Source organism: Ruania rhizosphaerae (genome assembly GCF_009805705.1).
In the GTDB taxonomy this organism is placed as follows: Bacteria; Actinomycetota; Actinomycetes; order Actinomycetales; family Beutenbergiaceae; genus Ruania; species Ruania rhizosphaerae.
On sequence record NZ_VSMB01000010.1, the window covers coordinates 120493 to 134736 of the forward strand.

Consider the following 14244-nt stretch of genomic DNA (forward strand, 5'->3'; position numbering starts at 1 on the left):
AATCGCGGCGCCGCCTCATTGCCCTGAGGAGGGCGCCGTCGGAGGCTCCGCATCCGGTGAGGCGAGATCCGCGTCGGAGAAGCGGGCGATGGTGGCTTCCGCGCGCCGCACCCGCCGGGTGGTCATTCCCGCGAGGCACTCGGTGAGGAAGGAATATGCTCCGGCGGTCTCGCGGGCGCTGCTCTCGCCGGCGTCGGCCCGGGTGCGCACGTCCCGCCACCAGTCGGCGATGTCACCCCACCCGGGAGCGGCCAGCGACCCTCCGAACTGCTGGACCGCCAGGGAGGAGCACAACGTGGCGAACCGGAGCCGCTTGGTCAGCGGCCACCCGCGCACGGTGCCGAGTACCAGGGCGGCGGCGAAGACATCGCCGGCGCCGGTCGGGTCGATCGCGGCCACATCCAGGGCAGGCACCTCGGCCTCCTCGCCGGTGGCGGAGTCGATCGCGATCACGCCCTCGTGGCCACGGGTCACCACGGCCAGCGGCACATGATCGGCGAGTGCGCGCAGCGCAGCCTGGGGGGAGTCGGTGCGCGTGTAGCCCATTGCTTCCTGTGCGTTGGGCGTGAACGCGTAGCAGTCGGCGAGGTCAGTCAGGATCCGCCGGTCCCACACCTGTTCGGGATCCCAGCCGGCGTCAGCGAACACCAGCGCGCCCTGCGTGGCGGCGGTGCGCCACCAGTCGGCTGACCTGACCTCAGGGTCACCCAGGTCGGCGAGCACCGCCCGGGTGGGAGGCGGCGGATCGAGCAGGGCTGCTACCGACTCCGGCGGCGGGTGACCGTGGGTGACCATCGACCTGTCGTCGTCCATGGCCAGGGAGACGGTCACCGGCGTGTGCCAGGCGTGGAAGCGGCGCGATCGGCTCAGGTCCACGTGCTCCTGGTCCCGCAGCACCTGCCACATCCAGTCCCCGTACAGGTCGTCACCGAACCCTGCCGCCAGGCCGGTGCACAGTCCCAGCCGCGAGGTGGCCACCGCGAGATTGGCGATTCCGCCGGGGGAGGAGCCCATGCCGGTGGTCCACACCTCGGTTCCCGGCGCCGGGGGATGCGGGAAGCCGGTGAAGACGATGTCGAAGAAGACGGTGCCGGCGAGCAGCACGTCGAAGGTCGGGGCGTCCTCGGAGCTGGTGGACATGATGGTGTGAGTCTGCCATGGGACTGCCACGAGTGTGCCGTCTGGATGCCATGATCCGTGGGATACGTTGAGGCTCATGAAGCTGGTGATTCTCGGTGGTGGCGGGTTCCGCGTGCCGTTGGTCTTCTCGGCGGTGCTGGCTGCACGCCACCGTGTGCCGATCACCGAGGTGGTGCTGCATGACGCCGATGCCGCCCGGTTGAGCGTGATGCACCGCGTGCTCACCGCGCAGGCGGAGCGGCTGGCTCCCGACGGCGGGGCTCGCTCTGATGGTGCACGGGGACTTGGGCAGGCTCCCGGCCCGGGCGTGCGCGTGCATGCCACCACGGACCTGGACGAGGCAGTCACCGGAGCGGATGTGGTGTTCGCCGCGATCCGGGTGGGTGGCACCCGCGGCCGGGTCCTGGATGAGCAGGTGGCGCTCCAGCGCGGGCTGCTCGGCCAGGAGACGATCGGGCCCGGTGGCCTGGCCTACGCCCTGCGGACGCTGCCCATGATGGACCACATCGCGGCCCGGATCGCGGAGCTGGCACCGCAGGCGTGGACGATCAACTTCACCAACCCGGCCGGGCTGATCACTGAAGCCATGCGCACCCACCTGGGCGAGCGGGTGGTCGGCATCTGCGACACCCCGATCGGCCTGGTGCGGCGCGTGGCCCGTGTGCTCGGTGTGGACCCGGCCGCCGAGTCCGTGCAGGTGGACTACCTGGGGCTGAACCACCTGGGGTTCCTGCACGGGCTGCACGTCGACGGCGTGGACCGGCTGCCGGAGCTCCTTGCCGACGATGGCCTGCTGGGCCAGATCGAGGAGGCGCGCACCCTCGGTCTGGACTGGGTGCGTGCCCGCGGTGCGATTCCCAACGAGTACCTCTACTACTACGACTACGCGCGGGAGGCGACCGCCGCGATCCGTGGCGCCGGCCAGACCCGTGGTGAGTTTCTCGACGCCCAGCAGGCCGCGTTCTATCTCGAGGCGGCCCGCGCCGAGGATCCGCGAGCGCTGTGGGTGGACACCCTGGCTGAACGCGAGGCCAGCTACATGGCCGAGGCACGCGATGCCGACGCGTCGAGGGACGACGACGACCTTCAGGGCGGGTACCACGAGGTGGCGGTGGATTTGATGGCCGCGCTGCTGGCGGGGGAGCGGCACCGGATGATCCTGGACGTCGCCAATGACGGGATCGTGCCCACGCTCGCTGATGAGGCGGTGATCGAGGTGCCATGCGTGGTGAGTGAGGGGACGATCCGTGCGGACGTACCTCCCACGCCGCTCGCACTCGACGAGCTGGCACTGGTCACGGCGGTCAAGTCAGCCGATCGCGGCATCATTTGCGCTGCGCGGTCCGGTTCCCGGCAGCGGGCCTGGCACGCCTTCGCCGTGCACCCGCTGGTCGACTCAGCCGCCGTGGCGCGTGATCTCGTGGATGCCTACATCGACGCCCACCCGACCATCGCAGCGGTTCTCGTCGAACCGTGAGGACCTGATCTCCCGACAATCCCGGATACTGGATACAATCGTGGGGTGAGTCGAGGACGTCTAGGCTGACTGGCATGGCGACCATCGGCTACGCGGCGGCACTGGAGCAGCTGCACCCGAGAGACGCCGTCGGCCTCGCGCAGACGGCGGAACGCCACGGTCTCACCGGCGTCATGGCCACCGATGTGATGCAGCCCTGGGTGCCTGCCCAAGGTCAGGCGAGTTTCGTCTGGAACGTGCTCACCGCCGTCGCGGAGCGAACGCAGGGGGATATCGGACCGGGCGTGGCCGTGCCGACGTTCCGCTGGCACCCGGCAGTGCTTGCGCAGGCAAGCGCCACCCTGGCTGCCATGTATCCGGGACGGCACTGGCTCGGTGTCGGCTCAGGTGAGGCGATCAACGAGCACGCGGTGGGACGGTACTGGCCGGAGGCACCGGAGCGGATCAACCGGATGTTCGAGGCGATCGACATCATCACCAAGGTGTTCAGCAACTCCCTGGCGGGGAAGGACTACAAGCACTCGGGGGAGTTCTTCCGGATGGAGTCCACGCGGCTGTGGACCATGCCCGAGACGCCGCCGGAGATTCTGGTGGCGACCGCGGGGCCCGTGACGGCACGACGTGCCGGACGCCTCGCCAACGGGCTGATCACCATGGGTGGACCGAGCGAGAAGGTGGCCAGGCTGTTCGACCGGTTCGCAGTCGGTGCCAGGGATGCGGGGAAGGACCCGGCCATGATGCCGAAGGTGATACGGCTGCACCTGAGCTGGGCACGCACCCAGGGTGAGGCGATGCGCAACGCGGTCACCGAGTGGCCCAACGGGGCGATGAAGTTCTCGAAGGCGGACCTGCGTTCACCGTTCGAGGTGGCTCAGATCGCCAAGCTGATCCGGCCCGAAGACTTCTCCGGTGCCATGGTCGTCTCGGCGGACCCGGCCGATCACCTGCGCGAGATCCAACGTTACGTCGATCTCGGTGCCAGCCGGATCTACCTGCACAATGTGGGTCGCAACCAGGACGAGTTCCTGCGTGTGTTCGGCTCCGACGTACTCCCCAAGGTGGTTCATTGATGTTGCTCGCCCAAGCCCCCGACGGCCTTCCCGAGGTGACGTCCTCGACCGATCTTGCCGCTGCGCTGACCCCGGTGCTGGGCGGGCTCACGTGGCCGGACGGGTCCACGGGGCTGGCCGAGGGTGACATCGTGGTGGTCGCCTCGAAGGTGATCGCCAAGGCGGAGGGACGGCTGCGCAAGGCCGCAGACCGGGAGGCCGCGATCGAGGACGAGACGGTGCGGGTGGTGGCCACCCGCGACTACCCGGACGGGTCCACGCTCAAGATCGTCGAGAACCGGCAGGGGCTGGTGATGGCGGCCGCCGGGGTGGACACCTCCAACGTGCTTCCCGGGACGGTGCTGCTGCTGCCCGAGGATCCCGACGAATCCGCACGGGTGCTGCGTCGTGGCCTGAACGCACGTCTCGGGCTGCGACCGGGGGTGCTGGTGACCGACTCGGTGGGCCGGCCCTGGCGGCGCGGCATCGCCGACATCAGCATCGGGGCGGCGGGTATCGACGTCCTGCAGGATCTGCGGGGGCGCCAGGATGCTCAAGGGCGCGAACTGCGGGCCACCGTGATCGCGGTGGCCGACGAGATCGCGGCCGCCGCCGACCTGGTGCGGGGCAAGACCGGCGGGCGACCGGTCGCGGTGGTGCGGGGCCTGGGGCACCTGGTCACCGCCGAGGACGGTGACGGCGCCAACGTGGCGATCCGGCCGCCCGAGGAGGACATGTTCCGTACCGGCACCTGAAATCGCTCGTCGATCTGGCGGTTCGTCAACGACCAGATCGACGAGCGATTTCGGCTAGGCGTCGATGGAGTGCCGTCCCTTGCGTGGCGCGGCCGACTCTCCGGTGCCGTCGGCCTCGGCGAGGGACTGGACCAGCTTGTCACCCTCGACGTCCAGGTTCGGCAGGATCTTCTCGAGCCAGCGCGGCAGCCACCACGCCTTCTCCCCGGCGATGGCCATCACCGCGGGGATCAGCGTCATCCTTACCACGAAGGCGTCGAAGAGGATGCCGATGGCGAGGGCGAAGCCGATCTGCTTGATCATCGCGTCGTGAGCGAAGATGAAGCCAGCGAACACCGAGACCATGATCACCGCAGCGGCGAGCACGACCCGAGCGGCGAGCTGGTAGCCGTGCACCACGCCCTTCACACCCGGGTGGCCGTGCACGTGTGACTCGCGCATGGAGGAGACGAGGAATACCTGGTAGTCCATCGCCAGCCCGTACAGGATCCCGGTGATGATGATCGGCAGGAAGCTCAGTAGCGGGCCGGGGGTGTCGAAGCCGAACAGCTCCTTCGCCCAGCCCCACTGGAACACCGCGGTGGTGGCCCCGAGGGTGGCGAGGATGCTGAGCACGAAGCCGAGCGTCGCCGTCACCGGCACGAAGAGCGACCGGAACACCAGCAGCAGGATGATCAGCGAGAGCACCACGATCACCGCCAGATAGGGAATCAGCGCGTCGGAGAGCACCTGGGACATATCGATGTTGATGGCGGTCACCCCGGTCACGCCCAACTCGGAGCTGCCCAGGTTGCTCACGCCGTCCAGATCGAGGTCGCGGATCTTGTTCACCAGGTCCGCGGTGGTCTCATCGTTCGGACCTGCGTCGGGCACGACCGTCAGCGTCAGGAGCGTGCCGTCCTCGGACTGCCCGGAGGGCATGACGGCGCTCGCACCGGCCAGATCGAGCAGCTCCGCCTTGAGCGTCGCGACATCGTCCGGGGTGTAGGCCTCTCCGGACTCGGCAACGACGAGCAGCGGGGCATTGAACCCCTCCCCGAAACCTTCGGTGAGGGCGTCGTAGCTCTGCCGCTCCACCGTGTCCTGGTTCGCAGTACCGGCCGAGGGGAGATTGAGCTGCATACTGGCGAACGGCACCGCGATCACGCCCAGGCCGAGCACGACGGCGACCGTCACCAGCGCCTTGTGGCGCACCAGTCCGGTGGCCCAGCGAGTGGCCGGACCGGGCCGGTCGATCTCGTCGGCGTTCGCCTCGGCTGCCCGACGACGCTGCTTGGCGGTGACTAGGCGTTCTCCGACCAATCCGAGGATGGCCGGTAGCAGCGTCAGGGCGACGGCCACGGCGATGGCCACGGTCCCGGCGGCGATGAGCGCCATGATGGTCAGGAACTCCACACCCACCACGGATAGGCCGCTCAGGGCGATGATCACCGTGAGGCCGGCGAAGAACACCGCGCTGCCGGCCGTCCCGACTGCGCGGGCTGTGGCCTCCCGGGCACTCAGGCCCTGATCGAGAACGAAGCGCCGGGCGCGGTTGACGAGGAAGAGTGCGTAGTCGATGCCGACGGCCAGTCCGATCATGAGTGCCAGCACCGGCGTGATCGAGGTCATCGGGATGAGGCTTGAGAGAGCGTAGGCGCTCCCGACACCCACCCCGACGCCGATGATCGCGGTGATGAGCGGCAGCCCGGCGACGACGAGGGAACCGAGGGTCAGGAGCAGCACGATCGCCGCGACCACGAGCCCGACGATCTCGTTGGACCCGATCGGTGACTCGAACGTCTGGGTCAGGCTTTCCGAGGGCAGCACGGTCAGCCCGGCGCTCTCGGCGGTCTCGGCGGCCGCGACGATCTCGTCGGCAGCACCCTCGGGCAGGTCGAGTACCTGGTCGGTCAGCTGCACCGTCAGCATGGCGATCGAGCCGTCCGCGGAGGTGATCACCCCGGTCACCGGTGCCTCGCCGTCCATCAGCGGCAGCAGCTCGAGGTCGCCGGCAGGTGCGAAGGCTTCCGCGGCGGCCTGCGCTGCGGCGGCCTCTTCGTCGGTCATGGCGCTCGGGTCGGCCTGCTGGGACTCGGTGTCCGGTTGGACCACGATGTCGCTGTCGTTGATCTCGGTGACGGCGTCGGCGATCGCCGCGGCGGCTCCGGGATCGTCGACGCGTTCGCCCTCGGGTGCGGTGAAGACGATCGTCGCCTGGGCGCCGGCGGCGCTGGGCATCTCCTCGTCCAGCTGGTCGAGGACTTCCTGGGCCGGGGTCCCGTCGATGCGGAACTCGGTGGACATTTGGGGCGGGTTGAGCGCCAGGGCGCCACCGACGATCGCGAGGAGCACGACCCAGATGGCGATGACGCGCCAGCGTGCGCGGTAGGCGAAGGCGCCGAGGCGGTAGAGGAGAGTGGACAACGCAGGTTCCCTTTCGGTGTGCCGGGTGGGCCGTGGGTGGTGCCAGGGATGTCAGCGCGAAGGTGCGGCGGGGCCCGTGTGCCGTGGCTCGCCGGGGCCGATCCCGGTGGTGATGAAGTGGAGCAACTGGGCGACGAACTCGTCGGTGCTGACCGCATGCGGGGCGGGGCCGTCGATCTCGGTGACGTGGCTCTCGCGCAGGACGACGGTGGACAGCGCGGAGATCACGACTCCCGGCACCAGCCGTGCGACGAACGGATCGAGGGCCCCGAAGGACGGATTGGCAAGCAGCTCGGCCGCCCGCTCCCGTACCTGCGCCTCGACCTGGCGGACGTGCGGGAGCACGGAAGGATGAGACCCGGCGAGGTCGGCGAACTGCCGGAAGGTGGTCACCACATCGGGGCTGAGCAGGGCGCGGGTGACACGGCCGATGGTCTCGAGCAGGTCGGAACGGCCGAACGCCTCGATCACGGCGCAGTCGTCGACACCCGGGGTCGCGCCCGGATGCACGAGCTCGGCGAGTGACTCGTGGACGGCCATCGCCACCACGTGGCTGATGGCTTCTTCCTTCGAGGAGAAGTGGTTGAAGAACGTCCGCCGTGCCACACCCGTCGCCTCAGCCACCTCGTCGATGGTGAAACCGTCGACACCGCGCTCGCGGGCGAAGGTGAAGGCGTCGCGTGCAAGCTGGGCGCGGGTCTGTGCCCGCTTGCGCTCGCGCAGACCAGGGGAGGAGTGCGCAGAGGTGGGGGCCGTCGTCACTCCTCGACTGTCACATGAAAGTGCACAGAGTGCAATCATGCACTGTGTGCACCTCGTCACAGGTGCGCTGCTCCGTGGACGCGGGACAATAGGCGCATGAGCATGATTCCTCCCGTCGCCGTGGGCGGCATGACTGATCCGGACGAGCCCAGCAGATTGAGTTATGCGGGCCTGTACGTGGCGGCGGATCGTGAGCGCGTGCTGACCGCGCTCGGTGAGCTCGGGTTCACCGGCTGGGTGGGGCCGCAGGAATCCCGATGGGTCCTGGTGATCGCCGCCAACGCACGCGGCGCCGTCGCCTCCAGGAAGCGCACGATCGATGCCCTGGCGCGAGATGCGGCAGGGCAGTTGCAGGCAGTAGTGCTCGCTGCCGAGGTGGACCGGGAGAGACGGCTGCGCCTGTTCGGCTACGACAGTGACGGTGAGCGCGTGCGCTACGACAGCAACCCGCCCGAGGGGGAGGTGCCGGAGGCCGAGATCACCCTGGACGAGTTCGGTGAACCCGTCATGTCCGGCGACGCCTTCAGCGAGCTCGACGGTGAGGAGATCGCAGCAGGGCTGCTGGAGCTGTGCCAGGTGGGAGGTCCCGCTGACGGTGACGCCGGCAAGGACACGTCCGTAGCACTCGCCGACTTGCTCGAGGAAGAGCTGGGCGAGTCCACGAACGAGTCCGAACGGATCAAGGCTGTGGCCCGGGCGCTGAAGCTGCCCACCTGGATCGTCGCCTCGGCCTCACTACCCAAGCGTGTCCCCGGCGGTCCGGACAAGGACGAGGTCACCTATCTCGGGCGTGGAAAGCAGGGCGCCGCCGGCCGGTTGGCGGCAGCCTGGACCAACCGGGTCCGCAAGAAGGCGAAGGATCCCGAGGACCGTCGTTGATTACAGCAGCGGGCCGAAGGGTTTGATCAGTTGCTCCAGCGCGCGGGTGATCGTCCGCCGCTGGTTCCACTGCTTCAGCGTGAGGCGCTGGGCATTCGTCAGATCCGTGTCGAAGACCTGCTCCATGTGCTCGGCGGTGCCGTCGTCGAAGATCTCGAGGTTGACCTCGAAGTTGCCCGTCATCGACATCCGGTCGATGTTCGCCGTGCCGATCGTGGACCAGCGCCCGTCCACCGTCATCGTCTTGGCGTGGACCATCGCGCCGCGGAAGAGCCACAGCTCCACACCCGCTTCCAGCAACGTGGCGTAGTAGGTGCGGGCAGCCCAGTCGGCGATCACGTGGTTGGAGACCTTCGGAACGAGCACCCTCACCGTGACGCCGCGCTGAGCAGCGTTGACGAGGGCGTTGAGGATCTCGCGGTCCGGGATGAAGTAGGCCTGGGTGATGTAGATGTGGTGCTGGGCGCGGTCCATGGCCTGCAGGTAGAGCGCCCGGATAGGGAACAGCATCCGGCTCGGAGCGTTCTCCGCGCCGCGGATGCGGGCCTCCCAGGCGCGGGCGCCGCGATCGGGCAGCTTCGGGTGGCGCTTCTTGCGGTGCTCGTTCCAGAAGTCGACGAAGGAGTCCTCGAGCTCCCACACCGACGGACCCGCGAGGCGCGCGTGGGTGTCGCGCCACTGGGTGGCGTACAGGGAGCCGATGTTGTAGCCGCCGACGTACCCGACGGCGCTGTCGACGATGAGCAGCTTGCGGTGATCGCGGCCCGTCTTGCGTATGTTCATCGTCAGCAGCCCTGGGCGGAAGAACGGGAACCAGAGCACGTGCAGCGTGGGCAGGTCCGGGAGTCTCTTGAACCGCGGGTCGACCACCAGGTTGCCCCAGGAGTCGACGACGACGTACACGTCGACTCCGCGACGCGCGGCGGCGATGAGTTCGTCCTTGAACTCCTGACCGACCTCGTCCGCCTTCCAGATGAAGGTCTCGAAGTACACCGTCTGCTCAGCGCCGCGGATCGACTCCAGCATCGCGTCATAGACATGCTGACCGAAGGTGTAGACCGTGACCTCGTCATCGTCGGAGACCGGCATGGTCTTCGGCGGGGTACGCGGGAACTCCCCACCCGGTGGGTCCCGTCGCTTGCGCAACCTGTCCACCGTCATCACGACGGCGACGGCCGTCCCGTGCAGAATCGTCGCCGCTGCGAGCCACCAGGCCAGCATGCGCCGACCCCGACGGATCGTCTCACCCACCCTCGACATGGCCTCACCGTACCTGCCTGGGCGCGCTCGGTGTCGGGCGGGCTCGCGCTCAGAGCGCAGTGAAGAGCAGCGTCCGGCCGGTGCGCCCGGTCACCCACTCTGCCCGCACCCCATACACCCGGGCGATGAGGTCGGGGGTGAGCACGTCCGCCGGCGCACCGGCTGCGGCCACCTCCCCCTGATGCAGTACGAGTACCTGGTCGCAGGCGTGGGCAGCGTGGGCGAGATCGTGCAGGGCCATCAGCACACCGGTGCCGGCGTCGGCCACCTCACGGACGAGCGCGAGCATCGCCAGCTGTGCGGCGACGTCGAGGTGATTGGTCGGTTCGTCCAGCAGCAGCAGTCGCGGCTGCTGTGCGAGCGCCCGGGCGAGCTGGACGCGTTGGCGCTCACCACCGGAGAGAGTGGCGAAGTCCCGATCGGCGAGCTGGGCCGCCCCCGACCGGGTCAGGCACTCCTGCGCCAGGGCGAGATCCGCCGGGGAGTCGCCGCCGAACGGCCCGCGGTGGGGGATCCGGCCCAGCAGCACCACGTCGCGCGCGCTGAGGGTGATCTCGGCGTGGGCCTCCTGCTCCACGAACGCCATCGCCTGTGCCCGGGTGCGGCGGCTGAGCTCGCGGGCGTCGGTGCCGTCCAGGCGCAGCAGCCCGGCGCTCGGGGGGAGGGCACCGATCAGCACCCGCAGCAGCGTGGACTTCCCGGACCCGTTCGGACCGAGGATCCCGGTCACCTCACCGGCGCGCAGGCTCAGCGAGACCTCCCGCAGCAGCTCGGCGGACTCGACCCGGTAGCCCAGACCCTCGGCCGTCAGGTCCGCGACCTCGATCTCCGGTGGGGCGCTCATGAGGCTCCCCGGTTGCGTAGCAGCAGCCAGGCGAACACCGGCGCCCCGATCGCGGCCGTGAGGATGCCCACGGGGACTTCGGAGGGTTCGAAGATCGTTCGCGCCCCGGTATCGGCCCACACGAGGAAGATGGCTCCGCCCAGCGCGGCCAGCGGCAGCAACCGCACGTGCCGCGCGCCCACCAGCAGGCGCACCACGTGCGGCAGCACCAGGCCCACGAAGCCGATCGATCCGCTGACGCTCACCAGGGCACCGGTGAGCAACGCCGTCAGGGTCAGCAGCAGCCATCGGGTGCGCGGCACGTGCACGCCGAGAGAGGTGGCTGCCGTGTCGCCGAAGGCGAAGGCGTCCAGGCTGCGCCCGTGCGCGAGCACCAGCGCTCCGATGATCACGACGGCGGCCCCTGAGATGGCCACGGACGTCCAGGCGGCCGCGGCGAGGGATCCCATCAGCCAGTTGATGATCTCCCGGTAGGAGTCACCCTGGGCGGTGGAGAAGATCACGAAGGAGACCAGCGCCGAGCAGGCCTGGGCCACGGCGATCCCGGCCAGGATGGTGCGCGCAGGCGTGAGCCGGCCACCGATCCCGGCCAGGGCGAGTGTGGCGCCGAGGGCGAGGAGCGCGCCGGCGAAGGCGGCGATGGGCAGGGCGATGGCGACGCCCAGCAGCAGCACTGCCACAGCACCGAGCGCGGCTCCGGAGGAGACCCCGAGCAGATACGGATCGGCCAGCGGGTTGCGGGTGATCGCCTGCATCACCGCACCGCACAGCGCCAGGCCCGCGCCGACGCAGGTCGCGGTGAGCAGCCGGGGGGCGCGCCCCTGCCACACGATCGCGTCGCGGATGGTGGTGAGCGGGTTCTCGGCCGGGGTGATCGGGACACCGCGCTCGGCGAGCCAGGTGAGGCTGTGGTGCCAGGCGCTGCCGAGCACGTCGGCCGGAGTGATTGCGGCCGGGCCGATGGTCAGCGCGATCAGCACCGACCCCAGCAACAGGCCGAGCCCGAGCAGGATCCACAGGCCCAGGCTTCCGCGTCCCGGGGTGGGCGTAGGCGGTCGGGTATCCGTGGGCGCCGGGGCAGCGAGGGCTGGCGCCACCCCCTCCTCGCGCACTGGGGCGGACCGGCGATCCTCGGAGGTTCGCCGGTCCGTCCTGGTGGTGCCGGGGCTGGTCACGCGCCCGCCATCGCCTGTTCCAGCTCGGCCAGTTGAGCGGCGAGGTCTGCCGCGGCACCGACGCTGCGCATCCCGGCCTCACTGGCCGGGAACGGCACGATCAGGTAGCGCTCCTCCTGGACTGCTGGCAGCACGGCAGTGGTTGGGGTGGACTCGAGCACCTCGATCTTGTGGTCGGCGGTGTTCCAGGCGGAGTCCACGAGCACGATCACGTCGGGGTTCGCATCGGCGATCGCCTCCCACGAGGCGGAGGTCCAGGTCTCCTCGGTTCCGGCCATGATGTTGGTGAGCCCGGCGGTCTCCATCAGCAGCTGCGGGGCACCGATCCCGGCGCCGACGAAGGGAGTATCCGAGCCGGAGGAGTACCACAGTGCGGTGAGACCGGCGTCGGAGGCCTCGATCTGGTCGAGCTGGGTTTGCTGGTCGGCCACCAGATCGGCGGCTGCGTCGGGGGCGCCGAGCAGGTCTCCGGCCTCGGTGATCGAGGCGAAGACGTCCTCGAAGGTGAGCGGGTTGGGCTGATACTCGGGCTCCTGGCAGGCGGCGGGGGAGACATAGGTGGCGATACCGAGCTGCTGCAGGTCGGCTCGCTCACCGGCGCCGTCGGCGGAGAAGTTCGACTCCCAGCCGGCGAACACGAAGTCCGGTTCGGTCTCCAGCACCACCTCTTCGGACGGCGCCCGCTCGGCCAGGATCGGAACGTCGGCGCCCGCCTCGGTCAGGTTCTCGGGGAGGGGACCATCGGAGAATGCAGTGCCGACGAGGCGGTCTCCCAGGCCGAGGGCGAGGACCATCTCCGTGGAGGTCGACTTGATCGTCACGATCCGCTCTGGCGCCTCAGTCACGGTGACTTCGGAGCCGCAGTTGTCCACCGTGACGGGGTAGGTGCTGACGTCAGCGGAGGTGGCGCTGGAACCGGTGGACTCGTCAGGCTCAGGGCCGCCGGCGGAGGCGTCCGGTGAGCAGGCGGCAAGGGCAAGGACGAGGGGGACGCACGCGAGTGCGGATCGGGTCGACGGCACGGCAGGGACTCCTGGGCAGGCAGAGGTCAGATGGTGCGCGGGACCCTCCGGCCAGATCGGGCCGGTCGACCCGGGACAAGTCAGTCCCGGGGTGTCCGTACCGGGCAGTCTAGCGCGGTGCCCGCCGACGGCGGTCAGTCACCTGGACGTTCGATCGTGACCTCGAGCTCGTCACCATCGTCTGTGGTGACAGTGGCCGTATCACTGAGCTGCACTGCGTCTGGGAACCAGACCAGGAACCAGCCGTCCATCACGCTGGCTTGGGCGAAGCTACCGTTCTCGGTGTTGAGCTCGACGGCCTCGACGTTGTTGCCCACGGTGCCGAGGAACACTGTCATCGGACCGTGGTCAGGTGATGGCTGCCACGGTGTTCCCGTCTGAGCCGTATACAAACCATCGTCGTCGGATGGCCAGATCTGGGCGCTCGGACCCGGGTCGTAGCTTTCGATGTGCGGGCGGTACCCCGAGTCGAACTCGGGATCGGGCAGCAATATGCAGTACTGGTATGCGCCCTCCTCGGATGCCGAGAGAAGGACCTGAAACTCACCGCGTCGTTCGGCGAGGACTGGCGTTACCTCGGGCGGATCCTCACCACCTGGTGTACCGAAGAACTGGGCTGGACAGATGTTGGTGATCTCGTCCATCTCTGCGGGCCGTAGCTCGGTCGGCACCGGTGACCAGTCCGCGTGCGCCGTGGGCGTGTTGTCGTCGCTGAGGGTGATGGCTCCGACGGCGATCAGGCCAGCTGCGGCCGCTCCAGCGAGGATGCGGCGGGTGGCTGCAGGCGGCTGGTACGGGGTGAGCCTGCGCGCTTCCTCGGCCGTTGTCACGCCCTTCGCGATCCGTGCGTTCACCCGGTCCAAGAGCGCGTGAGAAGCCCCCTCGGTAGTTTCGGGTGTGGGCGGTTTCAGCGCGCCGACAGCGCGCAGCAGCGTCGACTTCTCACTCATGTCGTCCCCCTGGAGTGCGTCGTCCGGTTGAGCAGGTGCAGCAGGCGGCGTCTGGCCCGGAACAGGCGCACCGCGAATGTGGACTTGGTGCATCCCAGCACGGTGGCTGCTTCGTCGTTGCTCAGCTCGTCCCACGCGACCAGCGAGATGACTTCCTGCTCGGCGCCGGTGAGCCGGTTCCAGGCTGCCGCCAGATCGTGCCGGTCGGCGATGGCGGTGGCCAGATCGGGCTGATCCTCCTCCGGTTGTTCGTCGATCCGTACTTTCAGCAGGGTCTGACGGTTCTGCGCCCGGAGGTGATTGCGCAGCACGTTGCGTGCGACGCCGAATAGCCACGGCCGCGCGTTGTCCGGCACGTCGTCAAGTCGACGCCATGCCACCACGAACGTCTCGGCCACGACGTCCTCGGCTTCCGTCTCGGTGCGGCGGCGGATGAAGGCCAGCAACTCCCGGTGATGCTCCCAGTAGAGAGCCTCGAACCGTCCCTCCGGGCCGGCCTTCATCCGCCTCCTCCCCGTCCCTTAC

General features: G+C 69.2%; 13 protein-coding genes. 4 read left to right on the top strand and 9 right to left on the bottom strand.

The genetic code is table 11. The features are described 5' to 3' along the window. Positions 1–15: 15 nt before the first annotated feature. Positions 16–1140 (bottom strand): PfkB family carbohydrate kinase, encoded by a 1125-nt coding sequence (locus FV560_RS14395; RefSeq protein ID WP_159622240.1) that lies wholly within the window; start codon positions 1138–1140, stop codon positions 16–18. Positions 1141–1216: 76 nt separating this feature from the next. On the opposite strand from FV560_RS14395, the gene FV560_RS14400 reads away from it, so the two are divergent. The 3 genes from FV560_RS14400 (at position 1217) to cofE (ending at position 4421) form a co-directional block, all read left to right on the top strand. Further along, positions 1217–2617 carry a family 4 glycosyl hydrolase gene (locus tag FV560_RS14400; protein ID WP_159622241.1) on the top strand — a complete coding sequence of 467 codons (1401 nt, stop codon included), beginning with the start codon at positions 1217–1219 and terminating at the stop codon, positions 2615–2617. A gap of 74 nt (positions 2618–2691) precedes the next feature. Continuing rightward, positions 2692–3687 carry a TIGR03557 family F420-dependent LLM class oxidoreductase gene (locus FV560_RS14405; protein WP_159622242.1) on the top strand — a complete coding sequence of 332 codons (996 nt, stop codon included), beginning with the start codon at positions 2692–2694 and terminating at the stop codon, positions 3685–3687. Further along, positions 3687–4421: a coenzyme F420-0:L-glutamate ligase gene (gene cofE, locus FV560_RS14410; protein ID WP_159622243.1), complete on the top strand. Its 735-nt coding sequence runs from the start codon at positions 3687–3689 to the stop codon at positions 4419–4421. The genes FV560_RS14405 and cofE overlap by 1 nt, the downstream gene beginning before the upstream one ends. A 54-nt stretch (positions 4422–4475) precedes the next feature. Here the strand turns inward: cofE and FV560_RS14415 are convergent, their stop codons facing one another. Both FV560_RS14415 and FV560_RS14420 read right to left on the bottom strand, forming a co-directional pair. After that, positions 4476–6827 (bottom strand): MMPL family transporter, encoded by a 2352-nt coding sequence (locus tag FV560_RS14415; protein WP_159622244.1) that lies wholly within the window; start codon positions 6825–6827, stop codon positions 4476–4478. 51 nt (positions 6828–6878) lie between these two features. Beyond that, on the bottom strand, positions 6879–7589 hold the full coding sequence (locus FV560_RS14420; protein WP_159622245.1) for a TetR/AcrR family transcriptional regulator: 711 nt from the start codon (positions 7587–7589) through the stop codon (positions 6879–6881). Positions 7590–7685: 96 nt separating this feature from the next. Here FV560_RS14420 and FV560_RS14425 point away from each other — a divergent pair, with 96 nt between their 5' ends. Next, positions 7686–8468 carry a hypothetical protein gene (locus tag FV560_RS14425; RefSeq protein ID WP_159622246.1) on the top strand — a complete coding sequence of 261 codons (783 nt, stop codon included), beginning with the start codon at positions 7686–7688 and terminating at the stop codon, positions 8466–8468. Here the strand turns inward: FV560_RS14425 and FV560_RS14430 are convergent, their stop codons facing one another. The 6 genes from FV560_RS14430 to FV560_RS14455 form a co-directional block, all read right to left on the bottom strand. Continuing rightward, positions 8469–9728 (bottom strand): phospholipase D-like domain-containing protein, encoded by a 1260-nt coding sequence (locus FV560_RS14430; RefSeq protein ID WP_159622247.1) that lies wholly within the window; start codon positions 9726–9728, stop codon positions 8469–8471. A gap of 49 nt (positions 9729–9777) precedes the next feature. Beyond that, positions 9778–10572 (bottom strand): ABC transporter ATP-binding protein, encoded by a 795-nt coding sequence (locus FV560_RS14435; protein WP_159622248.1) that lies wholly within the window; start codon positions 10570–10572, stop codon positions 9778–9780. After that, positions 10569–11597 (bottom strand): putative F420-0 ABC transporter permease subunit, encoded by a 1029-nt coding sequence (locus FV560_RS14440; protein ID WP_159622291.1) that lies wholly within the window; start codon positions 11595–11597, stop codon positions 10569–10571. The genes FV560_RS14435 and FV560_RS14440 overlap by 4 nt, the downstream gene beginning before the upstream one ends. Positions 11598–11743: 146 nt before the next feature. Beyond that, a complete protein-coding gene (locus FV560_RS14445) occupies positions 11744–12769 on the bottom strand; it encodes a putative F420-0 ABC transporter substrate-binding protein (RefSeq protein WP_159622249.1) in 1026 nt (341 codons plus the stop codon). A 134-nt stretch (positions 12770–12903) separates the two neighbouring features. Next, positions 12904–13719 (bottom strand): hypothetical protein, encoded by an 816-nt coding sequence (locus FV560_RS14450; RefSeq protein WP_159622250.1) that lies wholly within the window; start codon positions 13717–13719, stop codon positions 12904–12906. Next, positions 13716–14222 (bottom strand): RNA polymerase sigma factor, encoded by a 507-nt coding sequence (locus tag FV560_RS14455; RefSeq protein WP_159622251.1) that lies wholly within the window; start codon positions 14220–14222, stop codon positions 13716–13718. Before FV560_RS14455 ends, FV560_RS14450 begins: the two co-directional genes overlap by 4 nt. Between the last annotated feature and the right edge of the window lie 22 nt (positions 14223–14244).

Bases quoted from the DNA above. Each gene is read 5' to 3' on its own strand.
- FV560_RS14395 (WP_159622240.1), bottom strand. From the start codon at position 1,140: ATGTCCACCAGCTCCGAGGACGCCCCGACCTTCGACGTGCTGCTCGCC.
- FV560_RS14400 (WP_159622241.1), top strand. From the start codon at position 1,217: ATGAAGCTGGTGATTCTCGGTGGTGGCGGGTTCCGCGTGCCGTTGGTC.
- FV560_RS14405 (WP_159622242.1), top strand. From the start codon at position 2,692: ATGGCGACCATCGGCTACGCGGCGGCACTGGAGCAGCTGCACCCGAGA.
- cofE (WP_159622243.1), top strand. From the start codon at position 3,687: ATGTTGCTCGCCCAAGCCCCCGACGGCCTTCCCGAGGTGACGTCCTCG.
- FV560_RS14425 (WP_159622246.1), top strand. From the start codon at position 7,686: ATGAGCATGATTCCTCCCGTCGCCGTGGGCGGCATGACTGATCCGGAC.
- FV560_RS14430 (WP_159622247.1), bottom strand. From the start codon at position 9,728: ATGTCGAGGGTGGGTGAGACGATCCGTCGGGGTCGGCGCATGCTGGCC.
- FV560_RS14435 (WP_159622248.1), bottom strand. From the start codon at position 10,572: ATGAGCGCCCCACCGGAGATCGAGGTCGCGGACCTGACGGCCGAGGGT.
- FV560_RS14450 (WP_159622250.1), bottom strand. From the start codon at position 13,719: ATGAGTGAGAAGTCGACGCTGCTGCGCGCTGTCGGCGCGCTGAAACCG.
- FV560_RS14455 (WP_159622251.1), bottom strand. From the start codon at position 14,222: ATGAAGGCCGGCCCGGAGGGACGGTTCGAGGCTCTCTACTGGGAGCAT.